The following is a 22,846-nucleotide window of genomic DNA, read 5'->3' as shown; positions in this document are numbered from 1 at the left end:
GTGGCGGACACCGCCGCTTACCGCTGTTCGGACTCGAACAGCGTTCCCGGACCGTCGACCGCGAATCCGGCCGCTCCGCAGACGTCCCACAGCGTCGCGCCGTTGCTCGTGATGACCGGCACCCCCAGTTTCGCCTCGAGCCCCTCGACCGCGGTGAGCGAGCGGTAGTTCGTACAGGAGACGAAGACGGCGTCGAGATCGTCGACCGCGCCGACGCGCTCGAGCACCTGCCGAGACGCGTCCTCGGGGGTTAGCTCCCCGATCGCCGTGTTGGCCGCGAGGCCGCGGCCGTCGATCGAGGCGACCTCGAATCCCGCGGCCTCGAGGAAGTCCCGCTCTCGCTCGTCGAGGGCGTCGGTGTACGGCGTCGCGACGGCGATCCGGTCGGCCCCGAGGGTCTCGAGTGCCCGCACGACCGAGCGGGCCGTCGCGACCGCGGGAACGCCGGCCGCCTCGGCCAGCCGGTCCTCGAGTTCGGCGTCGAACCCCGGGCCGTGGATCAGGCTGCCGGTCGTACAGGCGTAGGCGACCGCGTCGATGTCGGCGTGGCCGAGCAGCGTCGCCGCCCGCGCCGCGTCGTCGCTCATCGCGTCGAGTTCGTCGACGGTGACCGACTCGAGGGCCATCCGCGCGCCGTGGACGGTGACGCCCTCGGGGCAGAACGCCCGAAACTCCGGTTCGGCCGTCGCGTTCGACGAGGGGACGATCAGCCCCAGTCGGCCGCCGCGGTCAGCGTCGGCGTCCGCGTCAGTCATCGGCCCCATCGTCGCCGCGCTCTGCGGGTTCCCCGTGGCCGCCGCCACCGGGCGTTCTGACCGTCACCGTCGTCCCGGCCGGAACGTCGACCGTCGTCTTCGCGGGCACGGGCTCGCCGTCGATCAGGTTCTCCCCGGTCGCGCCGTCCCCGCCGCCGGCGACGCCCGTCGGCGCGTGTCGGCGGCGCTCGGTCAGCAGCGACACCGTCGCGTCGGTCTCGACGGTCACCGAGCGCTCGAGCCCCAGTCCCCCGCGGAATCGGCCGGGACCGCCGCTGCCGTCCCGGAGCGCGTAGCGTTCGACCCGCAGCGGGTACTCCGTCTCGAGGGATTCGATCGGTGTGTTGAGCGTGTTGGTCATCCCGACCTGGACGCCGTCCATTCCGTCGCGGTCCGCGCGTGCGCCGAAGCCGCCGCCGATCGTCTCGTAGTAGGTAAAGGAACTGTCCCGCCCGCCGATGGTGAGGTTGTTCATCGTCCCCTGCCCTTGGGCGGGCACCCGGTCGGGCGCAGCCTGTGCGAGCGCGGTGAAGACCACGTCGGTGACCCGCTGGCTGGTCTCGACGTTGCCGCCGACGACGGCGGCCGGCGGGTTCGGATTCAACAGCGACCCCTCGGGCGCGCTGACGCTCACCGGGTCGTAGCAGCCGTGGTTCGGCGGGATCTCGGGGTCGGTGATACAGCGCACGACGAAGTAGACAGCGCTCGTCGCGACCGCGATGGGGGCGTTGAGGTTGCCTGCGACCTGCGGCGCGGTCCCCGCGAAGTCGACGTCGATCGTCTCGCCGTCGACGGTCACCGTCACCGAAACCTCGATGTCCTCGTCGGTCACGCCGTCGCCCTCGAGGACATCGGTCGCCTCGTAGGTGCCGTCGGGAAGCGCCGCGATCTCCTCGGTGATCCGCTCGCGGGAGTAGTCGATCACGGCGTCGAATCCCGAAAGGACGGTCTCGCGGCCGTGTTCCGCGAACAGCGTCGCGAGTCGCTCCTCGGCGCGCTCGTTCGCCGCCCGCTGGGCCCGCAGATCGGCCCGGCGCTCGCGGGCGTTGCGGACGTTCGCCAGCACGAGCGAGCGGACGTCGTCCCGCGGCTCGCCGCCCTCGACGAGCCGCGTCGGGGGGAGGCGAAGCCCCTCCTGATAGATCTCCTCTGCGCCCGCCGGCATGCTGCCGGGGGTCATTCCGCCCACGTCGGCGTGGTGGGCTCGAGAGACGGCGTAGCCGACGATCTCCTCGTCGTCGCTGCTGCCGTCTTCACTGCGACCGGGTGCGATCGGCGAGACCATCGTCACGTCCGGCAGGTGCGTTCCGCCCGTGAAGGGATCGTTGAGCACGAACACGTCGCCCGGCTTCGGGTCGCGCTCGCGCACGGCGTCGACCGCGGCGGGCATCGCGCCGAGGTGGACCGGGATGTGTTCCGCTTGGGCGATCATCCGCCCCTCGGCGTCGAACAGCGCCGTCGAGCAGTCCCGGCGCTCCTTGATGTTCGGCGAGTACGCTCCCCGAATGAGGGTCTGGCCCATCTCCTCGGCGACGCTCTCGAGTTGGTTGCGCAGCACCTCGAGGGTCACCGGGTCGATACCGTCGTCCGCATCGGTCGTCGTTGCTGGGGTCATTGTCCTTCGTCCTCCGTTCGCGTCATGACGAGCGTTCCGTCGGCGAGTATGTCGCCGGTCCACGCGGGCGGCACGACGGTCGTGCTCTCCGCTTGCTCGAGGATCGCCGGCCCGTCGACGGCCGCGCCGGGCGCGAGTCGATCCCGGTCGTAGACGGTCGCCTCTCGCGGTTCGTCACCGGTGCCGGGGAAGTGAGCTTCCCGGGTGCCGACGACGGCGTCGCCCGCGCCCTCGTGGCGGATGGTCGGCTCCGAGCCGGGGATCGTCGCCGTCGCGCGGAGGTTGACGACCTCGATCGATTCGTCCATCGCGTAGCCGTAGGCCCGCTCGTGGGCCTCGCGGAACCGCTCGGCGACCGTCGCCGCGTCGAACTCGTCGTCGACGGGCACGGTCAGCTCGAAGCTCTGGCCCGCGTACCGGCAGTCGGCGGCCCGCTCGACCCGCGCCGCGTCGGGGTCGGACGCGTCCGCGAGCACGTCGGCCACGAGGCCGTCGTAGACCGACTCGAGGTCTCCCGTGTCGGCTGCCTCGAGACTAACGCCGACCGTCCGAACGGCGTCGTAGCTCTCGTCGGCCGCGAGCAGGCCGAACGCGGAGAGGACCCCGCCCGGTCGCGGGACGACGACGCGGTCGACCGACAGCGAGTCGGCCAGCGCCGCGGCGTGCATCGGCCCCGCGCCGCCGAACGCGACGAGCGCGAACTCGCGGGGGTCGTGGCCCCGTTCGACGGTCACCGAGCGGATCGTCCGCGTCATCGTCGCGTTCGCCACGCGGTAGACGCCGCGGGCCGCCTCGAGCGCCCCGTCCAAGCCGGCCTCGTCGGCCAGTTCCTCGAGGGCGTCGCGGGCCGCCTCGACGTCGAGGGTCATCTCGCCGCCGAGCGCGGTCTCGGGGCCGATGTAGCCCAGGACGACGTTGGCGTCGGTGACGGTCGGTCGCGTCCCGCCGCGGCCGTAGCAGGCGGGTCCGGGCTGGGCACCCGAGGACTCCGGCCCGACCCGGAGCGCGCCGCCGGCGTCGACCCACGCGATCGAGCCGCCGCCCGCGCCGACGGTGTTCACGTCGACCATCGGCGTTCGGATCGGGAGGCCGTCGATTTCGGCATCGGTCGTCCGCTCGGCCCGGCCGTCCCGGACGAGGCTCACGTCGCTCGAGGTGCCGCCCATGTCGAAGGTGACGAGCCCCTCGACGTCGTCGTCGTCGACGGTCGCCGCAGCGCCGACGACGCCCGCGGCCGGGCCGGAGAGCGTCGTCGTCACGGCGTGTTCCCGGACCGTCTCGGGGTCCGCGATGCCGCCGTTCGCCTGCATGATCCGCGGGGCCGGAACCCCGGCGTCGTCGGCCTCCTCGACCAGTCGGCCGACGTAGTGGTCGATCGCCGGCCGGACGTAGGCGTCGACCGCCGTGGTCGACGTGCGCTCGAACTCGCGGAACTCCGCGAGCACCTCGTGGGAGGCCGAGACCGGTACCGCGAGTTCCTCGCGCAGCGTCTCGGCGACGATCCGTTCGTTCTCGGGATCGGCGTAGGAATGCAGCAGGGAGACCGCGACCGCCTCGACGCCGCGCTCGCGCAGCGTCGCCGCGAGGTCGCGGATCTCCTCGGGGTCGACCGGTCGCTCGACGCCCTCGCCGGTCGTCCGTTCGCCGACTTCGAACCGTCGCTCTCGAGGCACCAGCGGTTCGGGCTTCTCGGCCTCGAGATCGTACAGATCCGGTCGGTCCTGTCGCCCGATCTCGAGGACGTCGCGAAAGCCCTCGGTCGTGACGAGCGCGGTTTCGGCCCCGCCGCGCTCGAGCAGAGCGTTGACCGAGACGGTCATCGCGTGGGCGAAGCCGTCTATCTCGGCGGGATCGATGCCGGCGCTCTCGCAGGCCTTTTCGATCCCCTCGAGGACGCCGACGTGCTGGTTGTCGGTCGTGGGGACCTTCGCGGTGACGAGCCGGTCGTCGACGGTGAGCGCCACGTCGGTGAAGGTGCCGCCGACGTCGACGCCGACCCGCGTTCCGTCGTCGCCCGTCGCGTCGTGACTGTCCATCGGTGCGTCCGAATTCGTGTCGCGTGCGTTTAAATCGGTCATACAGGTCGTCAGAGGAACAGAACGTCGTAGAGCGTTCGGAGGCCGATACCGACCACGACGAGCGTGACGAGCCCGCCGAGAACGTTCTGGAGGGTGCTGTTCGTGTACTCGCCCAGCAGGTCGCGGTTGTTCATCGCGTAGATGAGGAAGACGGCCAGAATCGGCAACAGGAGGCCGTTGGCGACCTGTGCGAAGACGATCACCTGCACGGGGTTGTAGTCCAGCGCCGAGAAGACGATGCCGACGCCGAGGATCGTCATCCAGATCGCCCGGAACCGGGTCGAGGTCAGGTCCCGCTCCCAGCCCAGCGCGCCGGCGGTGGCGTAGGCCCCGGCCAGCGGCGCGCTCATCGCGCTCGTAAAGCCGGCCGCGAAGAGGCCGATCGCGAAGAAGGTCAAGGCGTAGCCGCCGAAGACGGGCTCGAGCTGGTCGGCCATCTCGCCGACGCCGGTGATCTGTGTTCCCGCGGGGAAGACGGCGGCGGCCGTGACGACGATCGCCGTCGTGATCAGGCCGCCGACGATGACCATCCCGATCGTGTCGGTGCGACACTCCGCGAGGTCGTCGGGACCGTCCCACCGCTCTTGGACGGTGCTCGCGTGCAGGAACAGGTTGTAGCCGACGACGGTGGTTCCGACGAGGCCGGCGATGAGATACGCCGATCCGTCGGGGACGGTCGGAACGAGCCCGTTCGCCAGCGAGCCGAGGTCCGGTCGGACCATGATCGCGTTGAGCAGGAACGCCGCGCCCATGATACTGACGAGGCCGATGAACACGCGCTCGATCAGCTTGTAGCTCCCCGTCCACAGCAGGCCGGCGGCGACCAGGCCGATGATCGGTCCCCATACGTTCTCGCTGACGCCGGTGATCGTCGACAGCCCGGCTGCGCCGCCGACGATGTTGCCCGTCTGGAACGCCGCCGTCCCGATCCCGATCGCGCTCACGACGAGCGCGACGGTGATCGCCTGCGGAATCGGATTGTCGAACTCGTTTCGAAACGCTTCCCCCAGCCCTTCCTGCGTGATCAGCCCCAGCCGCGCGCTCATCTCCTGGAGGACGATCGTCGCCAGAATCGAGAACGCGATCGTCCACACGAGCAGATAGGCGTGTTCTGCCCCGATCACGCTCGCGGTCGTTACCGTTCCCGGCCCGATGAACGCCGCCGCGACGAGCGCCCCCGGTCCGATCGCTTTGAGTCGGTCAATAACACCCATGATGCGTATTCACACGCACCACTCTTCGAAATCCCCAAAAGGATTGTTAAGACCCGACCATACGAACACTTCGTCGGCTCGAGACAGTGTGGCTGACGTATGAATCCGTATGAACTCGTGTGAATTTCGACTGCCGACACCGGTCGACGATCGCGCTCGAGGCTCGCCCGTCGACCGCGACGGTCCGTCAGCAGCGACTCGTCAGTCGGCCGCTCGCTCGGTCACGATCACCTTCGAGACGCCGCCCTCGAGTTCGATCTCCGTCGGCAGATCGACGGTACTGCGCTCGATGAACCGGGTCATGAACCAGCGGACGGCCTCCGAGGGAAAGACGAGGTGGTAGACGTCCTCGCCCTCCTCGCGGACGTCGAGGAAGCCACAGAACGAGAGCCACTCGAGCAGGTCGCCGACCGCGTCGAACCGGGTGCCGTACTCGCGGGCGTGGTAGTCCGAGACCCGGTCGGCCGCCTCGACGAACGCCGGGTCGGGGTCGCCGCCGTCGTAGCAGTACTCGAGGAAGGCGTGCAGGAAGTCGATATCGAGCAGGACGTGCTCCCCGGAGGAGAGCATTCGATAGTACCGCTCGAGGTTGTCGCTCGGCCCGCCGTCGGCGGCTTCGAAGTTCGCCGCGTAGAACGTGAGCGCCCGGCGGACGACCTCGCTCTGGCCGTTGCCCGTCTCGGCGACCAGCGTCTCGAGGGCCGCGGCCGAGTCGTCGTCGAGCGATACAGTCACGCGCTGTGTCATGGTCACACGGGGGTCCCCGAGACGGGTATAGTTCACGCACTTGCGACGACGGCCGACCGTTACCAGTCGTCGGCCGCGAGACGCCGAGTGCCGCCGAGTAGCGACGGCCGCACGGATGGTCGGCCGTTCACTCGCTTCGCAGTTCGACGGACAACTCCCCGTCCTCGACGGTTGCGACGTACATCGTCGCCCGGTCGGCGGGGGACGCGCCGGTCGCGCTGCCGGGGTTGAGTAGTCGAATCCCGTCGACGGTCGTGTCGACGACTTCGTGGGTATGGCCAGCAACGGCGACCGGATCGGACGACGCCGTTTCGGCTCGAGCGGCCTCTATGACCCGCTGTCGCCAACCGGACGGCGAGCCGGCTCCGTGGGTCACGGTGAACGTCACGCCGCCGATCTCGAGGGTCGCGGCGCGGGGCGCGTCGATCGTCGGCGGATCCGTGTTCCCGCGGACGGCGGTCAGGTCTCGGTTCGCGAGGGCGGCGATCCGATCGTAGGTCTGTCGGGAGTCGAAATCACCCGCGTGGATCGTGTGGTCGGCCCGCGCGAGTTCGTCGACGACCCACTCGGGGAGCGCGCTCTCGCGGGAGGGAACGTGCGTGTCGGCGATGATCGCGATTCGTTTCACGGGCATGGGTACGGCGGCCGGTCCCGAAAACGATTCCCTGCACGCGGTCGTGGCTCCGCGTATGAGCGATTCACCGTCGGAGCGCGACGAGAGCGGCGACGAGGCGACCGCGAGCCACGTCGTCACCGCGTTCCTCCGCAACCGCGGGGAGGTCCTGTTACTGCGCCGGAGCGATGCGGTCGGCACCTACGCGGGCCAGTGGGGCGGCGTCTCCGGCTTCGCCGAGGGCCAGCCGGACGAGCAGGTCTGCGTCGAGATCCGCGAGGAAACGGGTCTCGAGGACGACGCCGTTTCGCTCGTCCGCACCGGACGGCCGGTCGAGTTCGCTGACCCGGACCTCGAGCGCGAGTGGGTCGTCCACCCGTCTCTGTTCGACTGCGAGAGCCGCGAGATCGAACTGAGCGAGGAACACGACGCCCTCGAGTGGGTCTCCCCGACCGAGACGCTCGCGGGCGTCGGAAACGACCGGGAGACGGTTCCCGAACTGTGGACCGCCTACGAGCGCGTGGCTCCCACCGTCCGCTCGCTCGCGGCCGACGACGAGCACGGGGCCGCATATCTGTCCGTCCGTGCGCTCGAGGTACTTCGCGACCGGGCGGGCCTGCTCGTCGCCGAGCGACGCGAGTTCGGTCCGGACCCCGACGGCGAGCGGGACGAACTCGCCGAACTCGCGGGCCGGTTGCTCGAGGCCCGGCCGTCGATGGCCGTCCTCCGGAATCGGGTGAACCGGACGATGGCCGGTGCGGCGGGGGCGGACGGCGGTGCGGCGGCCGTCCTCGAGTCGGCGCTCTCGAACGTCGACCGCGCGCTGACTGCCGACGAGGACGCCGCGGCGACCGCGAGCGAGCGCCTCACGGGCAGCGTCGCGACGCTCTCGCGGTCGGGCACCGTCCTCGAGGCGCTTCGGGCGGCCGAGCCAACCCGCGTCTTCGTCGCCGAATCGCGGCCGGCCCGCGAGGGCATCGGTGTCGCGGAACGACTGGCAGCCACGATCGACGGCACCGTAACCGTCCACACCGACGCGGCGGTCGCGCACGTGCTCGCACGCGAGGATATCGATCGGATCGCAGTCGGCGCGGACACCGTCCTCCCAGACGGGTCCGTCGTGAACAAGACGGGCACCCGGTCGCTTTCGGTCGCCGCCGACCGCGAGGAGATTCCGGTTTCAGTCGTCGCGGCGACGGACAAAGTCTCGACCCGCGAGGACGTAAACCTCGAGTCCGGGGATCAAACTGCGGTGTACGACGGCGATGCCTCGATCGACGTGCTGAACCCGACCTTCGACGTGACGCCCGCCGATTGTATCGACGAGGTGGTGACCGAACGCGGCGCGCTCGAGCCCGAGGAGATCGACGCGGTCGCCGAGGAACTGCGGGACCTCGAGGCGTGGCAAGCGGGTGACGAGGCGGCGACGGATCGGGAAACGACAGACCGAAACCCCTCGAGGGAGTAGCCGACTCCGGCGGCCGTGACGAAGAGTTACCCCCTCCGAGCCCCTTGTGACGAGGACTTTCTCCGAGCCGCCATCTCACTCATACGCATCCCGACGCGACTTCCGGGGTGCAAACCTTCAACCCGGATTCGTGCGTAGCGTCGCCCATGGCATTCGAACTCGAGCGACTCGGCGTCCACGAGTCAGTCGAGGCGGTGTTTCCGCCGGCCGAATTAGCGGACTATCTCGTCGATCTACCGGTCGAGGTCGCGGTGATCGGCGACGACGAAATTTCGTCCTGCGACGCGGTCGTCACTCTCGAGCACCGCGAGTCCTTCCTCGATCTGGATTGGGTGCACTCGATTCAGGCGGGGGTCGACCGGTTTCCCTTCGACGCGTTCGAGGACGAGAACGTAATCCTCACGAACAGTACGGGCATCCACGATCGGAGCGTCGGCGAGACGGTCGCGGGCTACCTGCTAATGTTCGCCCGGCGGTTGCACGACCACGTCGCGAACCAGCAGGAGCGCCGCTGGGACCGCCCCGAGTGGGACGATGCATTCACGCTCCCGGGCTCGACGGCCTGCGTCGTCGGCACCGGTACCCTCGGTCGCGGCGTCGCGGAGACCCTCGGCGGGCTCGGCGTCCGGGTAACCGGCGTCCGGCGCTCGGGCGATCCGGTCCCCGGATTCGACGCAATCTACGCGAACGATCGGCTGCTCGAGGCGATCACCGACGCCGAGTTCGTGATCGTCACCGTGCCGCTGACCGAGGCGACCCACCACCTCTTCGACGCCGAGGCGTTCGACGCGATGCGCGACGACGCCTACTTCGTCAACGTCGCTCGCGGCTCGGTCGTCGACGAACCGGCGCTGATCGACGCGCTCGAGGCCGGCGAGGTCGCCGGCGCAGCGCTGGACGTCTTCGAGGAGGAGCCCTTGCCCGAGGACTCGCCGCTGTGGGAGATGGACGAGGTCATCATCTCGCCCCACTGTGCAGCCTACACGCGGGACTACTTCCGGGACACGGGCGATATCGTCCGCGAAAACGTCGACCGGCTCACGGACGGCGAGGAATTCCATAACCGGGTCGTTTGAGCTTGATCACGGCGTAAGGTGGCCGAGAGCGCGGCTCGAGCGACTGCGAGAGTCGCGCGATCCGGGGAAGGGCAGGCGCTTACCCGCCATCACCGCGAGCGACCGAAGGGAGCGAGCGGGCCGACGACCGACCCAACGGGGAGGGAGGAGTGCTTTTCATCGAAGTTTTGCCGAGGGCGCGGCTTCGCCGCGCCCGCAGAGCAAAAGTTCGGTTCTAGAAGAATTTGAACAAATCGTCCCGATTTTGCTCGTGCAACTGACTTCGGACGGCTTCGTTCAACGGCTCGAGTTGGCCCTTTTTCGCGCTGATTGGGGCGATGGTCTCCTGCCACTGCTTCCATGGCGGGTAGAGGCCGAGGCGGTCACAGAGGGCGTCGAGGCGCTCGTCCTCGTCGTCGACCTTGTCCATCTTGTTGACGGCGACGACCGTCGGAATGCCGAGATCCCGGAGGAAGTGGAACATCTCGACGTCGTAGGGGATCTCGTCGGGGCCGGAGTGGCGGTCGATGATGTCGATGACGCTCTTGCCGTCGACCACGAGGACGGCGACGAGGACGTTGTCGGCGTACTCCTCGAGGTAGTGGACGATCTCGGTCTTGATCTCCTCGCGGAGGTCCTCGTCGACGCCGCTCATGAAGCCGAACCCGGGGAGGTCGGTGATGACGAAGTCCTCGGGGGCCCAGTCGTAGTGGTTCGGCGAGCGGGTGACGCCGGGTTTGCCGCCGGTGTCGAAGCTGTGGCCGGTCAGCTCGCGCATGAGCGTGGACTTGCCCACGTTCGAGCGGCCGACGAGGGCGACTTCGGCCTCTCGATCGGGGCGCGTATCGAAATCGATCATACCCGACCGTAGGGCGGACCGACCTTTATACGCGTTGTAACGGGAGCCGGCTGTTGGCTCGGTGCCCGCTCGAGTCGAAATCGACCGCCTGCGCGGGACGAATGCCCCGAAGTTATGATCCCGGGGGGCACAGACGGAGACGTGCGGCTCGTACAGCTGACGGTACCGACGGGCAAGCGGGAGACGATTCTCGACACCCTCGACGAGCGGGGGATCGACTACGTCGTGTCCGACGAGACCAGCAGTCGGGAGTACACGGCGGTCGTTTACTTCCCGCTGCCGGATGCGGCCGTCGAGCCAGTGCTCGATGAGGTACAGAACGCGGGGATCGACGAGGACGCGTACACGGTCGTCGTCGACGCGGAGACGGTCGTCTCCCGCAGGTTTCAGGCGCTCCGCGAGGAGTACGAGGACGGAGACGTCGGTTCGGATCGGATTTCGCGTCAGGAACTGCAAGCGGAGGCCGACGACCTGACGCCGAGCTTTCCCGTCTACGCCGTGATGACGATCATCAGCGCCGTCGTCGCGACCGCCGGACTCCTGCTCGACTCGCCCGCGGTCGTCGTCGGGTCGATGGTGATCGCGCCGCTGATCGGGCCGGCGCTGGGGGCGAGCGTCGGGACGGTGATCGACGACGAGGAACTGTTCGTCGAGAGCGTCACCTACCAGATCCTCGGCGTCGTCCTCGCGATCGCGGCGGCGGCGATCTTCGCGCTGGTGGTGCGGATGACGAACATCGTCCCGCCGGATCTCGTTCTCGCGAACGTCGGCGAGATCTCGGAGCGGCTCGCGCCGGACTTGCTCTCGCTCGCGATCGCCCTCGGCGCGGGAATCGCGGGGGTCGTCAGCATCGCGACGGGGACCTCCGTGGCGCTCGTCGGCGTCATGATCGCGGCGGCACTGATTCCGCCGGCCGGCGTGGCTGGCATCACCCTCGCGTGGGGCCAGCCGACCGCCGCGATCGGCGCGACGGTCCTCGTCCTCGTCAATCTGCTCTCGGTGAACCTCGCCGGCCTGTTGACGCTGTGGTACGCCGGTTACCGGCCGGAGAACCTGTTTTCCCTCGGCGAGACGGAACAGCGCGTTCGCCACCGGATCGTCGGACTCGTCGTCATCGTCCTCGTCTTCGCGGTATTTCTCGGCGGAATCACCTACGCCTCCTACGAGACGGGGAACTTCGAACAGGACGCCCGCGACGAAGTCGAGCAGGTCCTCGCACAGGACCAGTACGAGCGCTACCAGTTGCTCGAGTTCCAGGTCGTCCTCGACGACGACTACCCGTTCCGGAACCCCGATCGGGTGATCGTCACGATCGGCGGCCCGCCCGGCGAGACGGCACCCGAACTGGCCGACACCCTCCACGAGCGGGTCAACCGCCACGCCGACGGCTCCGTCAACGTCGAGGTCAGATACGTCGAAGTCCTCGAGCGAGGGGACCAGTAGCGTTCGATCACCACCCAGCGCGGTGGACGCGGCGCTTTCCGTCGGCCCGTCGTCGTTTTTGGAACTCGCTGACTCTGCGCGAGAACAACCGTTTCCGGCCCGCTAGCGCCGCAGTCGCTCGAGGAGACTCGAGTCTCCGGACGCCTTGGGACCGGATCCGGAGTCGGCCCCCGCCTCGTCGGTAGTGTCGTCACGCCGGACGCGACCGAGCAGCCGGCGGACCCACGTCTTCGGTCCGCCGATCCGGTTGAGAAGATACGTCGGGAAGTAGAGAGCGATCGCGCCGAGTACCAGAAAGCCGAGCCCGCCGACGAGGCGGCCGTCGCGGAGGAATCCGACGCCGACGACGAACATCGGTCCCGCCATCGAGAGCCCCGCAGCGGTCTGGAGCATCCACAGAATGCCGGGTCCCTTCATCGACTCGGCACCGAGTTAGCCGTCGAACGGTAACTCGGGCTCGTAGCCGATCGCCTCGACGGCGGCCTCGAGGACCGTCTCCACGTTCGCGCCGGTCTCGACGCTCATGGTGTAGTCGGCCGCGACGTCCTCCGTGAGGTCGCCGTCCTCGAAGCGGTCTTCCTTGTTCGCGATCGTGAGCACGGGGATGTCCTCGAACTGCGCCGAGATCGAGTCCCGGAGCTCGAGTTGCGAGCCGGTCGGGTAGCCGCATTCGCCGGTGGGATCGATCATGACGAGCATGCAGTCGGCGAGGTGCTCGACGGCGCTGACGGCTTGGGATTCGATCTCGTTGCGCTCGGCTGGCGGGCGGTCGAGCAGCCCGGGGGTGTCGACGATCTGGTAGCGGATGTGATCGCGCTCGAAGTGGCCGACGCCGATCCCCTTCGTCGTGAAGGGGTAGGAGGCGGTCTCGCCGCGGGCGTTGGTGACGTCGTTGACGAACGAGGACTTGCCGACGTTGGGGTAGCCGGCGACGACGATCGTCGGCTCGTCGGGGTTGATTTCGGGCAGGTCCCGCAGATCGTTGCGCGACTCGTTGATGTACAGCAGGTGGTCGTCGACCTGCTCGACGATGTCCGCCAGCCGGGCGAAGGCCTGCTTGCGGTGCTTGCGCGCGGTGTCCACGTCGGTCTTTCGCAGCCGCGGCTGGTACTCCTCGTGGATCTCGCGGGCTTTGCGGCTGGCCCACATCACTTCCGACAGCGCCTGTCGGAGCCGGTCGACGTCGACGATCGCGTCGGCCAGCTCGTAGTAGAACGGGTGGGCGTCGTACTCGAAGTCCGGCCACGCCGTCACCACGTTCTCTAAGTTGTCGGAGATGATGTTCGCCGCCGTCTGGAGCATCGACTGCTGGGCCTCGAGGCCGCCTTTGGCCTTGCCGGCCCGCGCCGCCCGCGAAAACGCCTTGTCGATCAGCTCTTCCGACGTGGGCGTCGTCGGAAGGTCTTCGAAAATCATGTCCAGCACTAGCGCCTCCGACCATAAAGGGCGTTCGTTACGCGCCGGTGCCGCGGCGAGTGGGGTCGGCCCGCGTGTCAGTTCGCGCGGCAGTTGTCCGCCGCGGGCTTATCCCCGTCGCCGTCGTCCGATCGAGTATGACAAACTGGCGTGCCGTCTTCGTCGGCTTCGTCGTCGCGACCGTCTTGGGAATCGTCGGGCTCGCTCTCCCGGGTATCGGGCAGCTCGCCGCGGGGCTCATCGGCGGCTTCGTCGCGGGCTACATGGCCGGCGGCGGGCTCGGCAGCGGCTTCTGGCACGGGCTGCTCGCCGGCGCGCTCGGCGGCATCATCGGCGGGCTGCTCATCGCCGTCGCCGTCGGCATCGCCGGGCTCGCGCTCGGCCCCGCCGGCGGCGCGATCTCCGGTGCGGCCGGGCTCGGCATCTTTGCCCTCGCCGCGATGATTTCGCTGATCATGGCCCTCGAGAGCGCGGTCGCCGGCGCGGTCGGCGCGGCGATGAGTGCCTGATCGGGTCGAAAAACGGCATCGTTCGAACGTCCGGGTTCGGCCGCTCTGCACGGTTCGGACCCGGGCTGTCAGTCCCGTGACTCTCAGGCCGACGCCATCTCCCGACAGCTCTCGGCGCACTTCGGCAGAACCTCGGCACACGCCTGACAGTGCTCGTGATCGTGCTGTTCGCACTCCTCGGCGCACTCCTCGCAGAGGTCCGCACAGAGCTCGCCGAGTTCCTGATGGTAGCCCGAGTTGCGGGCCATGAATCGCGCGTGCAGCGAGGCGATGTCGGCCACGTCCCGGCAGAGCCGGATGCAGCGGGCCATGTCCTCGCCCTCGCCCGCACAGGCGTCGGCACACCACTCGCAGACCTGCGCGGCCTCGAGGCAGTTGTCGATACACTCCTGCATGTGGTCGTCCGCGTGCTCGAGTTGTTGGAGCGCCATAACGAGCAAAGAGACACCAGCGGGCGCCATCAAGCTATCACGGGCGGCTGCAAGCACTGCGTGGTCGCAGATTCGGCCGCCGTAGAAAGTGAGCCGCGGAGACGGACCGCCGACCCGCGGTCGCGTTATCGCCGCGCCTCGAGTTCCGCCTCGAGATCGGCGAGGTCCATGTCCTTCATCGCGAGCAGGACGAGCAGGTGGTAGACGATGTCTGCGCCCTCGTGGGCGATCTCCTCATGATCGTCGTCTTTCGCGGCCAGCACGAGTTCAGTGCTCTCCTCGCCGAGCTTCTCCAGGACCGCGTTCTCGCCTTTCTCGTGGGTAAACAGCGAGGCGGTGTAGGAGTCCTCGGGCAGCGTTTCCTTCCGGTCTTCGATCACGGCGAACAACTCCTCGAGCACGTCGTCCATCTAGAGCTCACCCGACACGTTGCGGATGTCTTCGAGTTCGTCGAACTTCTCGCTGTCGTCTCGGCTGTCCGCGAAGACCTCCTCGGTCACCTCGATCGACGCGTTCGTCCGGGCGGCGAGCGCGAGCGAATCGCTCGGCCGGGCGTCGACGACCGTCTCGCCGCGGGGCGTCTCGAGGTGGATATCGGCGATGTAGGTGCCGCCCTGCCCGCCGTCGCGCTCTTCGATCTCGTTGACGACGATGCGCTCGATGCGGCTCCCGAGTTCCTCCATGACGTCCAACAGGAGGTCGTGGGTCAGCGGCCGGCCGATATCCTCGGCCTCGAGGCCGCGAGCGATGCTCGTTGCCTCGTTGAAGCCGATAAAGATCGGGACGACGTCGGCTTCGCCCTCGACGGCGAGGACGACGACCGGGACCGGTCCCTTCGGGGTCCCCGCGACGCGGACGGCGTCGATGGATGCCTGCATACCCATACCGTCGGCAAGGAGGGAGAAAACATGTCCGGTCGCGAATGCATGCAGACCCGGCCGGCGACGCCGCAGTTTCGGCTCGCGAACGCGGTCAGTTCTCCGGCGGCTCGACGACGACGCCGCCGTCGCTCGAGACCGTCACCTGACAGCCCTCGTAGGAGATGGAGACGTCGATGGGGTGGCCTCGAGCGGACGTCACGAGGTCGGCGAGTGCTTCGGGATCGACCGTGTCGTAGAGCGGCGACAGCGCGTCGGGTTCGCGGTTCGTCACCGCCGCCACGGCTTCGACGATCGCGACGACGACCGTGCTCGGACCGCCATCGAATCGACTGTGGTAGGTTTCCGTGATGGGATCGTATCCCGAACTGTCTTCGCCGAGCGGCCGAGCTGCAGGGAGATCGGAGTGGGCTGTGTTCTCACTCATTGCGTTCCAGTATCGCAGATATCGTCCTAAGGAGTGACGCTGACTAGTCAGCGTCCGTCGCCCCGGACTTCTCGAAGAGGTGCCGGAAGACGGTCCGCTCGGCCTTGCGGAGGTGTTGATTGAAGGTCTGGCGGGTGACGCCGAACCGGGCCGCCAACTCGTCGCCGGTGCTGGTCCGGGGCGTGTCGAAGTAGCCGCTGAAGTAGGCGGCGTCGAGCGCAGCCAGCTGTCGGTCGGTGAGCGCGTCCGCGACGACGTCGTACAGCAGTTGGGACGAGTAGACCAGTTCCTCGGCGACCAGTTCGGCCTCGGGGTGGAACCGCCGGATCTCGTCGCCGGCCTGCCGGTGATCCACGTCGCCGGGGAGTTCTCCGCGGAACCTGACCGCGTCGGACTCGATGACGATCTCGCGGGGACGGCCGCCGAGCGCGGAGAACACGTGGGCGACCGTCTCCGATTCCGAGTGGGCTTCGATCCGATTGTAGCCGTCGACCGAACTGAGCAGTCGGGCGTCGAGGTAGTGGGGGACCTCTTCGACGGCGGTGACGAACTCGCTCGCGGTGAGATCCCTCGTCCCCATGTACTGGACGGTGGTCCCGTCCGGCAGCGAGACGACGGAATCGATGTCGATCCACGTCGGTTCGTCCTCGACCCGCAGCGAGGGCGGGACCGCCGATTCGTCCGCGCGGAACCCGAGCAATCTGACGTGGTCACTGGTCAGGCGCTTCTCGCGTCGCTTCAGCGCGCTCACGTCCTCGAACGCGAGGGCGACGTACTCGACGGTGCCGTCCGAATCGAACAGGGGCGCGGCGTTGCTCGAGAACCACCGCCGGCTGCCGTCCGGGAGTTCGATCCAGTGTTCGAACCTGAACACGGGGTCGCCCGACTCGAAGACGCGCGTAGCGGGGTGTTCGTCGACCGGGACGGGCGTTCCGTCGTCGTAGGAGAGGCCCCACTCGGCCGGGTCGTAGGGTCGGCCGACGAGTTCCTCGCGCGGGAGGTCGAGCGTCGCCACGGCGCGGTCGGTCGCGTGAGCGATCTCGCCCGCCGCATCGATCACGATGGCGCTGACCGGACACGCGTCGAAGAACCGTCGCGCGAGGTCCGCCGGAAGCGACTCCTCCGACTCGCTCTCGTCCGAGTTCCGTTCGACCGGATCGCCGTCGCGAAACCCGCCCGCCGACGAGTCCGTCATCGACCGCCCGTCCGCTCGAGGCACGGGGGATCGGCCTCGAGGCGCTCACTCGGCGTCTCGGTACGTTGGTCGTTCGCGCTTCCGGGGTGTCGATATCGGCTCCAGCTCATACCGTCGATACGGCGTCGACGGATAAATGCATACCACCGGTCGTCACGCCGACCGGCGCTGCTCGGCGGGGAAGATCCCCTCCGGAAGGTACGCGGAGACGACCCAGTTCGGCGCGTTGACCACCTCGTTGATCTTCAGGTCGACGGCCACCGAACACAGCATGTACGCCTCGTGTCGCTCGAGGCCGCGTTCGGTCTCGAGGTGATCGATCAGCTGCCGGACGGCGGCTCTGGCGGCCTCCTGCAGGTCGTCCGCGATCCCCGTCGTCCCGTACATCGGCTCGTCCCGGCCGCTCGGGGTGAACGGTCCCGTGGTCTCGAACTGGGGTTGGTCGATCGACAGGTCCGACCGGAGGTCGAACCGACAGGTGACGGTCATCGGTGCCTCGATCCCGGACCCGCAGACCTCGCCGTCTCCCTGTGCGGCGTGGCCGTCGCCGACGCTGAACAGGGCTCCGTCGACCGCGACGGGGAGATACAGCGTCGAGCCCGCCGTGAGCTGTTTGATGTCCATGTTCCCGCCGACCGATCGCGGCGGGAACGTCGTGTGAGTGCCGTCCTCGGCGGGCGCGACGCCGATCACGCCGGGGAACGGATCGAGCGGCACCTCGATGCCGTTTCCGAAGCGACCGACGCCGTCCTCGAGGTCCCAGACGTGTAGCGCCGGTTCGGGGAACTCGTCGGCCAAGAGCCCGAGTTCCGCCTCGCTCGGGAGAACCAGCGTGACCCCCCAGCCCCGGTGGTCGATCTCGAGCAGTTCGACCTCGAGGACGTCGCCCGGCCGAGCGCCCTCGATCGCGACGGGGCCGGTCAAGGTGTGGACCCGGTCGATGTCGAGGTCGGCGATGTCGGCGACCGTCGAATCGGGGCCGAGCTGTCCGCCCGTCGAGTCCCGGCACGTAAACCGGACGACCTCGCCGGGTTCGACCGTCTGTACCGGCTCGAGGCTGTTGTCCCACGCGCTGTGAATCGTCTCGTCGCTGGCATCGATCTCGTACGCCGCCTCGTATTCGTCTGACATATACCGTCAATACATGCTGCGCGACGGGATAAAATAGCCGCTCGCTACAACCGCACACTGCTGTGTTTGCCCCGCTGTGTACGCTGCGTGCCTACTGAGCTTCCTCGAGCGACGGCACCGACGCGCCCTCGTTCTCGAAAAACGCCAGCCCGTGAATCCGGCTGTCCGCGGTCAGTTCGGGGTGAAACGAGGTCCCGACGACGGGTCCGTCACGGACCGCGACCGGCCGGTCGTCCCACGTCGCGAGCACCTCGGCGTCGCCGACCGAATCGATGGCCGGCGCGCGGATGAACACCGCCGGATACGGCTCGTCGAGGCCCGCGACCTCGAGGGGCGCTTCGAAGCTGTCCTTCTGTCGGCCGAACGCGTTGCGCTCGACGCCGATGTCGATCAACTCGAGTTCCTCGACCCGGCCGTCGCCGGCGTCGCTCGCGGCGACGATCAGGCCGGCACAGGTCGCGAGCAGCGGCTTGCCGTCGGCGACGTGGGCTCGGATTTCGGGGGCGATGCCCTCGCTGTGGAGCAGTCGAGAGATGGTCGTCGATTCGCCGCCGGGCATCGCGAGCAGATCGCAGTCGGGGACGATCCCGGCGTCTCGAATTTCGCGGACCGCGACCTCGCGGCCGCGGGCCGCCGCGGCGCGTTCGATGGCGGCCGCGTGTTCCTCGACGTCGCCTTGGACCGCGACGACGCCCGCAGTCAGTGACATGGCCGCGGATACGGACGGTGCCGTCAAAAAGTCCGCGCCACGAGACGGGCGAGCGGAGGTCGGCAGACGCCGCGGGTTGCAGTAGCCCCGCTCCCCGCGCCGGCACCGCCATGGCGGCCGCTTTTGTCGCTACCCGTCGGCGAGACGACCGTGTCGACCGTTCCAGCGGAGGCCGAACGCCTGCTCGAGAGCGAGCCCGTGATGGCCCATCTGGGGACCTGTACCGAGGGACGGCCCCACGTCGCGCCGGTCTGGTACCGGTACGCTGACGGGGTCGTCGAGATCGTCACGACCGGTCGGAAACTGGCCAATATCGGGCGGAATCCGCGGGTCGCCCTCTCGATACAGAACGACGACGCCGGACAGACGCAGTGGATGGTGTCGCTGCTCGGGACGGCGACGGTCGTCGAGGACGAGGCCGAGACGGCAGCGGCCCGCCGCCGGATCAACGAGAAGTACGACGCGGAGCCGGACGCCTACGCCGACAACACGCTCGTTCGGATCGATGTCGGCTCGGCGACCTACCGAACCTACGGCGACGTGCTCGAGTGATCGACGCCGGTCCTCACTCGTGACCCCTGCCCGGCGACGGCTCGCGCAGCCCCGGATGGGTCCCCAGTTCGCGAACGCGGCGCATCCGGGCGCGGAGATCCGAGGGTGCCCCCGGTGTGGACTGCTCGACCGCGGTCTCGTCGCCGTCGTCCTCGAGTTCGCCGACCGGTTTCGGGAACGTCCGGAGATCCTTGTGGATCGCGAGGCCGGCGTAGGCACCGTCGCCGATGGCGATCGTGGTCTGGTTCTGGCCGTGGGTGACGTCGCCGACGGCGTAGACGCCCGCGACGCTGGTCTCTCGGTTCTCGTCGACGTCGATCGCGCCGTCGTCGTCGAGTTCGCAGCCGAGGCTGGCGGCGAGATCGGCGTTGTACGCGGAGCCGTACATCGCGAAGCCGCCGAGGTAGTCCCGTTCGGTTCCGTCCGCCAAGGCGAAGCCGCCGAGCCACGGCGGCTCGTCCGCGTCGATGCTCTCGTCGTCGTACGCGGAGACGACGGCCGTGTCGATCCGATCGACCGGGTGGGCCTCGAGTTGCGCGTCCGTTTCGTCGTCCCACTCCGGTTCGCGGTCGTTCAACAGGAGGTCGACGTCGGCCGTGAAGTTGCACATCGCCATCGCCACGTGGGCCGCGCTTTCGGTGTGACCGAGCACGAAGACCGGGCCGTCGCCCAGCGTGTACGCGTCACAGTGCAGACAGTAGTGCAGGCCGCGGCCGGTAAAGCGCTCGAGTTCCGGTACCTCGGGACTGCGGTCGCGGAAGCCGGTCGCGAAGACGACCCTGTCGGCGTCGACCGTCGCGTGGGTCGCCTCGAGGCGAAATTGCGGGTCGCCGTCCGCGGTGCTATCTGTCTCGTCACCGCCCAGTTTTGTCACGGACTCGACGGCGTCGGGGTAGAAGTCACCGCCGTAGTGCTCGAGTTGTTCGACGGCGTGGGCCGCCAGTTCCCTCCCGGAGACGTTCTCCGAGACGCCCGGCATGTTGTGGACGTGGGTAACCGCCGCGTGACGGCCGCCTTCCTTCTCGAAGACGGCCGTGCGGTGACCGAGTCGAGTCGTGTACAGCGCGGTCGTCAGGCCGGCGGGGCCGCCGCCGATGACGACGACCTCGTACTCGAGGGGATCGCTCATGGTACGCCCACTCGAACGCCCAGCGGGTTGAGGCTGGGCCGTGAATATGCGGCCGCAGCGGGCCACAGCCCCGCCGGTCGTATCAGACGGACTGGTAGTCTCGCCAGTTCCGAAAGGGGTTGAAACGGGCCGGCGATGGCGGTGGTACTATGAGCCAGTTCCGCGATATCGACCTCGAGCTCCCCGCGACGGAATCGGACGACGCCGACCTCGAGCAGGGCTCGATCTTCTTCGTCGGCACCGCCACGGTGCTCCTCGAGTACGCGGGCTTCACGATCCTCACCGACCCCAATTTCCTCCACAGCGGCGATCACGTCCACCTCGGCTACGGGATCACGTCTCGACGGCGGACCGACCCGGCGATGGAGATCGAGGACCTGCCGCCGATCGACTTCGTCCTGCTCTCGCACTACCACGGCGACCACTTCGACCGCGTCGCCGAGGCGAAACTCGACGAGGACCTGCCGATCGTCACGACCCGCCACGCCGCAGAGAAACTCGCCGAGAAGGGCTTTCGCGAGACCCACTCGCTCGAGACGTGGGAGGAGTGCCGCATCCGGAAGGGAGACGCGCGCCTGACGATCACGGCGATGCCCGGTCGCCACGGCCCGCCCGTCGTCTCGAAGGGGCTGCCGCCGGTGATGGGGAGCATGCTCGAGTTCCGGCCGGCCGACGCCGATCCCGAGGAGCCGCCGCTTATGCGGCTCTACGTCTCCGGCGATACGGTCGTCTACGACGCCCTCGAGGAGATCCCGGAGCGCTACCCCGAGATCGACCTCGCACTGTTGCATCTGGGCGGGACGCGGATTCTGGGCGTCCTTCTGACAATGGACGCCGACCAGGGGGCCGAAGCCGTCAACCTGATCGACGCCGACACCGCGATTCCGATCCACTACAACGACTACGAGGTGTTCCGATCGCCGCTCTCGAACTTCAAGGCCGCCGTGGAGAAGGCGGGGCTCGAGGACCGGGTGGAGTACCTCGAGCACGGCGAGACCTACGAGTTCGAACCGCCGTCGGACCGGGAATAGGGAGGAACAAGCGGCTGATTCGGCGAATCGGTATCTCGATCGGCTCGAGCGACTGATATGCGGTGGCGCGCGCTGAGCCGCGTCGAACGACCGGTGAGACGCGGGTTCAAACTGCGCGAGGGATGAGCGAAGGAACGGAGTGACCGAGCGAATCGGTTGGGGTTGGTGTGGTGTTCCGTGCCGCCAGCATGAGCAGGACTCTGCGTCGGTGAAAACCAAACGAGGCAGCGCTCTGCTATCGTGGCAACGGGGGTTTCCACGCCCTCCCCAGCCGATTCGTTCGCTCTCTTCGATCGCTCACTCATCCCTCGCACAGTATCGAACCGCCGTTCGCTGATCGCTCACTGCGGTTCAGCGCGCGCCACCGCACGTTGTCCGTCGGTACGGACCGATACGGCGTCGGGGAGCAGTGGTGTCGTCCACCTCGAGCGCCGTGAATCAATTCTCGAGACGTTCCCGAGCCGCGGCGACCACCAGCGGGAGCGTGATCGTCGCGTCGGCGTAGACCGAGACGTTGTCGGCGTCCTTCTCGAGTTTCCCCCACGAGCGGGCCTCGTCCAAGGTCGCGCCGGAGAGGCCACCGGTCTGTTTGGGGTCCATGGTCAGTTGGACGGCGTAGTCGTAGGCGTCGGGTGCGACGAGCATCGTCTGCAGCGTGAAGTTCTTCGGGACGCCGCCGCCGACGACGAACGCGCCGGCCTCGTCGGCGTGGTAGGCGATATCGGTCAGCGGCGTCATGTCCGCCAGCGCGTCGAGCGAGAAGTCGGAGGTCTGGGAGTACATCCACGCCTGCAGGCCGAGCACGGAGTCCTGAATCGCGGGACAGTAGATCGGCACGTCGTTCTCGTAGGCCGCGGCGGCGATGCCGGCGTCCTCGTCGATGTCGTCGCGTTCGTTCACCTCGGCGTTGGCCCGCCCGAGTTCCTCGGTGAGCCGCTGGATCGGGACGACGCCTTCCTCCTCGAGGACCGGAAAGACCTCGTCGCGCAGGTGGGACTCGAACGTCGCGAAGAACTCCTGTGGGAGGTAGACGTTGTAGATGCGGTCGACACCCTCATCGCGTAGCGTCTCGTCGTGTTCGCGCTCGGTCTTGCCCTCGTCGTGGACCGCGCCGTGGTGGTGCTTGCCGCCGATGGCCTCGATGGAATCGTGGGTGAGGTTCGCCCCTGTCGTGACGAGCACGTCGATGTGGCCGTCCCGGATCAGGTCGGCGACGATGGCTCGCATCCCCGTCGGGACCATCGCGCCCGCCAGCCCGAAGAAGACGGTCACGTCGTCGTCGAACATCGACTCGGTCACGTCGACGGCCTCGTGGAGGTCCGCCGCACCGACGCCGGCGTTGCCGTACTCGTCCGCGAGTTCGCCGACCGTCATGCCCGCCCGGACCTCGGCGTGGCCGACCGGATCGTGAGAGAAGGTCTCCCGCTCGGGCTCGTGGTGGCCGTCCGCCTCGCTGTCGCCGTCGTCGCTCCCGTGCTCGTGGTCGTCGCTCATGTCCTCGCATCCGCGAGCCAGCGGTTTGAACGCCGCGGTTCGGTTCGATCCGTCGTCTCGAGCCGACTACAAGCGCGTCTCAGAAGGTACTGCCGAG

The 22,846-nt window shown here is 68.4% G+C and carries 24 protein-coding genes; 6 read left to right on the top strand and 18 right to left on the bottom strand.

The features are described 5' to 3' along the window. Nucleotides 1–17 precede the first annotated feature (17 nt). The 6 genes from ACT4ML_RS04920 to ACT4ML_RS04895 form a co-directional block, all read right to left on the bottom strand. Nucleotides 18–755, bottom strand: coding sequence for a maleate cis-trans isomerase family protein (locus tag ACT4ML_RS04920; protein ID WP_444719851.1), 738 nt, complete (start codon nt 753–755; stop codon nt 18–20). Further along, nucleotides 748–2,370, bottom strand: coding sequence for a hydantoinase B/oxoprolinase family protein (locus tag ACT4ML_RS04915; protein WP_444719850.1), 1,623 nt, complete (start codon nt 2,368–2,370; stop codon nt 748–750). The genes ACT4ML_RS04920 and ACT4ML_RS04915 overlap by 8 nt, the downstream gene beginning before the upstream one ends. Beyond that, a complete protein-coding gene (locus ACT4ML_RS04910; protein WP_444719888.1) occupies nt 2,367–4,406 on the bottom strand; it encodes a hydantoinase/oxoprolinase family protein in 2,040 nt (679 codons plus the stop codon). The genes ACT4ML_RS04915 and ACT4ML_RS04910 overlap by 4 nt, the downstream gene beginning before the upstream one ends. 50 nt (nt 4,407–4,456) lie before the next feature. Then, nucleotides 4,457–5,662 carry an Nramp family divalent metal transporter gene (locus ACT4ML_RS04905; protein WP_444719849.1) on the bottom strand — a complete coding sequence of 402 codons (1,206 nt, stop codon included), beginning with the start codon at nt 5,660–5,662 and terminating at the stop codon, nt 4,457–4,459. Between the two features lie 201 nt (nt 5,663–5,863). Further along, nucleotides 5,864–6,409, bottom strand: a complete 546-nt coding sequence (locus ACT4ML_RS04900; RefSeq protein WP_138243592.1) for a ribbon-helix-helix protein, CopG family — start codon at nt 6,407–6,409, stop codon at nt 5,864–5,866. Nucleotides 6,410–6,536: 127 nt separating this feature from the next. Next, nucleotides 6,537–7,037, bottom strand: coding sequence for a metallophosphoesterase family protein (locus tag ACT4ML_RS04895; protein WP_444719848.1), 501 nt, complete (start codon nt 7,035–7,037; stop codon nt 6,537–6,539). Nucleotides 7,038–7,098: 61 nt separating this feature from the next. On the opposite strand from ACT4ML_RS04895, the gene ACT4ML_RS04890 reads away from it, so the two are divergent. Together ACT4ML_RS04890 and ddh are read left to right on the top strand one after the other, a co-directional pair. Next, nucleotides 7,099–8,490, top strand: coding sequence for an NUDIX domain-containing protein (locus ACT4ML_RS04890; RefSeq protein ID WP_444719847.1), 1,392 nt, complete (start codon nt 7,099–7,101; stop codon nt 8,488–8,490). 146 nt (nt 8,491–8,636) lie between these two features. After that, the gene (ddh, locus tag ACT4ML_RS04885) at nt 8,637–9,566 is read left to right on the top strand and encodes a D-2-hydroxyacid dehydrogenase (protein ID WP_444719846.1); all 930 of its coding nucleotides are present in this window, start codon (nt 8,637–8,639) and stop codon (nt 9,564–9,566) included. Between the two features lie 214 nt (nt 9,567–9,780). Here the strand turns inward: ddh and engB are convergent, their stop codons facing one another. After that, complete coding sequence (engB, locus tag ACT4ML_RS04880; protein WP_444719845.1) at nt 9,781–10,404, bottom strand: GTP-binding protein EngB; 624 nt, start codon at nt 10,402–10,404, stop codon at nt 9,781–9,783. Between the two features lie 141 nt (nt 10,405–10,545). On the opposite strand from engB, the gene ACT4ML_RS04875 reads away from it, so the two are divergent. Beyond that, on the top strand, nt 10,546–11,847 hold the full coding sequence (locus ACT4ML_RS04875) for a TIGR00341 family protein (protein WP_444719844.1): 1,302 nt from the start codon (nt 10,546–10,548) through the stop codon (nt 11,845–11,847). Between the two features lie 102 nt (nt 11,848–11,949). On the opposite strand, the gene ACT4ML_RS04870 is transcribed toward ACT4ML_RS04875, so the two are convergent. Together ACT4ML_RS04870 and ACT4ML_RS04865 are read right to left on the bottom strand one after the other, a co-directional pair. Continuing rightward, nucleotides 11,950–12,264: a DUF7533 family protein gene (locus tag ACT4ML_RS04870; protein WP_444719843.1), complete on the bottom strand. Its 315-nt coding sequence runs from the start codon at nt 12,262–12,264 to the stop codon at nt 11,950–11,952. Nucleotides 12,265–12,279: 15 nt separating this feature from the next. After that, nucleotides 12,280–13,263: an NOG1 family protein gene (locus tag ACT4ML_RS04865; RefSeq protein ID WP_444719842.1), complete on the bottom strand. Its 984-nt coding sequence runs from the start codon at nt 13,261–13,263 to the stop codon at nt 12,280–12,282. Between the two features lie 137 nt (nt 13,264–13,400). Between ACT4ML_RS04865 and ACT4ML_RS04860 the strand changes: the two genes are divergently transcribed. Beyond that, a complete protein-coding gene (locus ACT4ML_RS04860; protein ID WP_444719841.1) occupies nt 13,401–13,772 on the top strand; it encodes a DUF5518 domain-containing protein in 372 nt (123 codons plus the stop codon). An 83-nt stretch (nt 13,773–13,855) separates the two neighbouring features. Here the strand turns inward: ACT4ML_RS04860 and ACT4ML_RS04855 are convergent, their stop codons facing one another. The 7 genes from ACT4ML_RS04855 to pdxT form a co-directional block, all read right to left on the bottom strand. Beyond that, entirely contained in the window at nt 13,856–14,203 is a 348-nt protein-coding gene (locus ACT4ML_RS04855) for a four-helix bundle copper-binding protein (RefSeq protein ID WP_444719840.1), read from the bottom strand. A 125-nt stretch (nt 14,204–14,328) separates the two neighbouring features. Next, on the bottom strand, nt 14,329–14,613 hold the full coding sequence (hisE, locus tag ACT4ML_RS04850; RefSeq protein ID WP_006430335.1) for a phosphoribosyl-ATP diphosphatase: 285 nt from the start codon (nt 14,611–14,613) through the stop codon (nt 14,329–14,331). Next, complete coding sequence (locus tag ACT4ML_RS04845; protein ID WP_444719839.1) at nt 14,614–15,081, bottom strand: bifunctional nuclease family protein; 468 nt, start codon at nt 15,079–15,081, stop codon at nt 14,614–14,616. It abuts the gene before it with no gap. A 94-nt stretch (nt 15,082–15,175) separates the two neighbouring features. Beyond that, complete coding sequence (locus ACT4ML_RS04840; protein WP_444719838.1) at nt 15,176–15,508, bottom strand: HalOD1 output domain-containing protein; 333 nt, start codon at nt 15,506–15,508, stop codon at nt 15,176–15,178. A 43-nt stretch (nt 15,509–15,551) separates the two neighbouring features. Next, nucleotides 15,552–16,703, bottom strand: coding sequence for a bacterio-opsin activator domain-containing protein (locus ACT4ML_RS04835; protein ID WP_444719837.1), 1,152 nt, complete (start codon nt 16,701–16,703; stop codon nt 15,552–15,554). A gap of 153 nt (nt 16,704–16,856) precedes the next feature. Then, nucleotides 16,857–17,834, bottom strand: a complete 978-nt coding sequence (locus tag ACT4ML_RS04830) for an acetamidase/formamidase family protein (protein ID WP_444719836.1) — start codon at nt 17,832–17,834, stop codon at nt 16,857–16,859. Nucleotides 17,835–17,925: 91 nt separating this feature from the next. Then, nucleotides 17,926–18,543 (bottom strand): pyridoxal 5'-phosphate synthase glutaminase subunit PdxT, encoded by a 618-nt coding sequence (gene pdxT, locus ACT4ML_RS04825; protein WP_444719835.1) that lies wholly within the window; start codon nt 18,541–18,543, stop codon nt 17,926–17,928. A 150-nt stretch (nt 18,544–18,693) separates the two neighbouring features. Between pdxT and ACT4ML_RS04820 the strand changes: the two genes are divergently transcribed. Then, nucleotides 18,694–19,095: a pyridoxamine 5'-phosphate oxidase family protein gene (locus tag ACT4ML_RS04820; RefSeq protein ID WP_444719834.1), complete on the top strand. Its 402-nt coding sequence runs from the start codon at nt 18,694–18,696 to the stop codon at nt 19,093–19,095. A gap of 13 nt (nt 19,096–19,108) precedes the next feature. Here ACT4ML_RS04820 and ACT4ML_RS04815 read toward each other — a convergent pair whose 3' ends face one another. Beyond that, entirely contained in the window at nt 19,109–20,224 is a 1,116-nt protein-coding gene (locus ACT4ML_RS04815) for an NAD(P)/FAD-dependent oxidoreductase (RefSeq protein WP_444719833.1), read from the bottom strand. Between the two features lie 149 nt (nt 20,225–20,373). On the opposite strand from ACT4ML_RS04815, the gene ACT4ML_RS04810 reads away from it, so the two are divergent. After that, nucleotides 20,374–21,255, top strand: a complete 882-nt coding sequence (locus ACT4ML_RS04810) for an MBL fold metallo-hydrolase (protein ID WP_444719832.1) — start codon at nt 20,374–20,376, stop codon at nt 21,253–21,255. A gap of 438 nt (nt 21,256–21,693) precedes the next feature. On the opposite strand, the gene ACT4ML_RS04805 is transcribed toward ACT4ML_RS04810, so the two are convergent. Beyond that, nucleotides 21,694–22,749, bottom strand: coding sequence for a deoxyhypusine synthase (locus ACT4ML_RS04805; RefSeq protein WP_444719831.1), 1,056 nt, complete (start codon nt 22,747–22,749; stop codon nt 21,694–21,696). Nucleotides 22,750–22,846 lie beyond the last annotated feature (97 nt).

This window comes from Natrinema sp. LN54 (assembly GCF_052439245.1).
Lineage (GTDB): Archaea > Halobacteriota > Halobacteria > Halobacteriales > Natrialbaceae > Natrinema > Natrinema versiforme_A.
The sequence above is the reverse complement of the archived record's forward strand: the minus strand, read 5'-3'. Positions and strand labels throughout refer to the sequence as shown.

Excerpts from the sequence above, each read along its gene's own strand:
- ACT4ML_RS04920 (WP_444719851.1), bottom strand. The coding sequence starts at position 755 with ATGACTGACGCGGACGCCGACGCTGACCGCGGCGGCCGACTGGGGCTG.
- ACT4ML_RS04915 (WP_444719850.1), bottom strand. The coding sequence starts at position 2,370 with ATGACCCCAGCAACGACGACCGATGCGGACGACGGTATCGACCCGGTG.
- ACT4ML_RS04910 (WP_444719888.1), bottom strand. The coding sequence starts at position 4,406 with ATGGACAGTCACGACGCGACGGGCGACGACGGAACGCGGGTCGGCGTC.
- ACT4ML_RS04905 (WP_444719849.1), bottom strand. The coding sequence starts at position 5,662 with ATGGGTGTTATTGACCGACTCAAAGCGATCGGACCGGGGGCGCTCGTC.
- ACT4ML_RS04900 (WP_138243592.1), bottom strand. The coding sequence starts at position 6,409 with ATGACACAGCGCGTGACTGTATCGCTCGACGACGACTCGGCCGCGGCC.
- ACT4ML_RS04890 (WP_444719847.1), top strand. The coding sequence starts at position 7,099 with ATGAGCGATTCACCGTCGGAGCGCGACGAGAGCGGCGACGAGGCGACC.
- ddh (WP_444719846.1), top strand. The coding sequence starts at position 8,637 with ATGGCATTCGAACTCGAGCGACTCGGCGTCCACGAGTCAGTCGAGGCG.
- engB (WP_444719845.1), bottom strand. The coding sequence starts at position 10,404 with ATGATCGATTTCGATACGCGCCCCGATCGAGAGGCCGAAGTCGCCCTC.
- ACT4ML_RS04870 (WP_444719843.1), bottom strand. The coding sequence starts at position 12,264 with ATGAAGGGACCCGGCATTCTGTGGATGCTCCAGACCGCTGCGGGGCTC.
- ACT4ML_RS04865 (WP_444719842.1), bottom strand. The coding sequence starts at position 13,263 with ATGATTTTCGAAGACCTTCCGACGACGCCCACGTCGGAAGAGCTGATC.
- ACT4ML_RS04860 (WP_444719841.1), top strand. The coding sequence starts at position 13,401 with ATGACAAACTGGCGTGCCGTCTTCGTCGGCTTCGTCGTCGCGACCGTC.
- ACT4ML_RS04855 (WP_444719840.1), bottom strand. The coding sequence starts at position 14,203 with ATGGCGCTCCAACAACTCGAGCACGCGGACGACCACATGCAGGAGTGT.
- hisE (WP_006430335.1), bottom strand. The coding sequence starts at position 14,613 with ATGGACGACGTGCTCGAGGAGTTGTTCGCCGTGATCGAAGACCGGAAG.
- ACT4ML_RS04845 (WP_444719839.1), bottom strand. The coding sequence starts at position 15,081 with ATGCAGGCATCCATCGACGCCGTCCGCGTCGCGGGGACCCCGAAGGGA.
- ACT4ML_RS04840 (WP_444719838.1), bottom strand. The coding sequence starts at position 15,508 with ATGAGTGAGAACACAGCCCACTCCGATCTCCCTGCAGCTCGGCCGCTC.
- ACT4ML_RS04835 (WP_444719837.1), bottom strand. The coding sequence starts at position 16,703 with ATGACGGACTCGTCGGCGGGCGGGTTTCGCGACGGCGATCCGGTCGAA.
- ACT4ML_RS04830 (WP_444719836.1), bottom strand. The coding sequence starts at position 17,834 with ATGTCAGACGAATACGAGGCGGCGTACGAGATCGATGCCAGCGACGAG.
- pdxT (WP_444719835.1), bottom strand. The coding sequence starts at position 18,543 with ATGTCACTGACTGCGGGCGTCGTCGCGGTCCAAGGCGACGTCGAGGAA.
- ACT4ML_RS04815 (WP_444719833.1), bottom strand. The coding sequence starts at position 20,224 with ATGAGCGATCCCCTCGAGTACGAGGTCGTCGTCATCGGCGGCGGCCCC.
- ACT4ML_RS04810 (WP_444719832.1), top strand. The coding sequence starts at position 20,374 with ATGAGCCAGTTCCGCGATATCGACCTCGAGCTCCCCGCGACGGAATCG.
- ACT4ML_RS04805 (WP_444719831.1), bottom strand. The coding sequence starts at position 22,749 with ATGAGCGACGACCACGAGCACGGGAGCGACGACGGCGACAGCGAGGCG.